Annotated in this window: 1 pseudogene; it reads right to left on the reverse strand. The window is 68.7% G+C overall.

Annotated elements, in window-relative coordinates:
* Window positions 1-1,185 (reverse strand): annotated as a pseudogene (locus AC1DKD_RS41660) (molybdopterin cofactor-binding domain-containing protein); the annotation flags it as partial.
* Window positions 1,186-1,286 lie beyond the last annotated feature (101 nt).

Consider the following 1,286-nt stretch of genomic DNA (forward strand, 5'->3'; position numbering starts at 1 on the left):
GCCGACCCTCGCGTTCGGCCATTCGTAGGGCCGGTCGAATGCCCCTTCCGTCGTGGTCTTGTCGATGCCGAGGCGAGGCAGGCCAAGCAGACGCGACAGCGCGCCCGGCAMGATCGCCTGGCTGGCCGACGTGTTGTGCCAGGCTATGAGGTTGCCTGCGCCATCGAGCCCGGCCTTGAAGCGCGAGACGCAAGCCGGCCGATAGAAGTCGTGCGTGGTGTCCTGAATGCGCGTCCAGATCGTCTGGACCGGCCTGCCGCCCCCCTCGCGCGCGATGGCCGCCGCCTGGGAGATGAAATCCACCTCCAGCCGCCGCCCGAATGCGCCGCCGACCAGTTGCGGCTGCACGTCGACCCGTTCCGCATCGAGCGCGAGCACCCTGGCGACCGCTTTGCGCGCCAGGCCAGGCAACTGCGTCGAGACCCAGACCCTGGCCGCGCCGTCGCGAACCTGCACCGTGCAGTTGATGGGCTCCACCGCGCCATGCGCAAGGTAGGGCACGCTGTACTCCGCGTTGAGGGTTTTCGCGGCGGATTTCAACGCGGCATCGACGTCGCCGTGCCGGTAATAGGCGTGGCCGTCGGATTCATCCAGCGCCTGCGCCAGACGGCGGCTCACGTCCGCGCTGGACAGCGCGGCGGCGGGGCCGTGGTTCCACACGATCTTGACCGCATCCAGCGCGGTCATGGCCCGGTACGCATTGTCGGCGATCACCGCCACGCCGCCGGTGCCGCCGTTGTAGCCATCGACCGCGAACACCTTGACGATGCCCGGCAACGCGGCCGCGGCCGAGCCGTCGAAGCTCGCCACCGTACCACCCAGCGTCGGACACAAGCCGCCTGTCACCATCTCGCCGATCTCGCGCATGAGCTTGCGGGTGAACCAGACCGCCCCTTGCCTGACCACGCCATCGTCGTCCGCCCGGAACGGGAGATCGTCGACAACGACTTCCAGGTTGTTGTAGATCTTGTCCACGGGCGCATGCTCGACCTTCACCTGCGCCCAGTCCGCGTCCAGTTCGTCGGCCAGTACCATGGCCAGGCCGGTGTGCACGCCCTGCCCCATCTCCGTGCGGCACATCATGATGGTGACGCTGTTGTCCGCGGCGATCTTGACCCAGCCGTTGAGCCCGACCTGCGTGCCGACCGCCGGCAATGGGGCCGATGTCGTCAGGCGCTGGCGCGGCGCCGGCCGGCAACGACACGTCCGCCAGGAATGACGCACCGCCCGGCGCATCGCTCAGGTGGTCCGGCGGGGTCGATTTCAGCAGGAACAGCGCCGTATTG

Source organism: Cupriavidus sp. 05T313 (assembly GCF_056396665.1).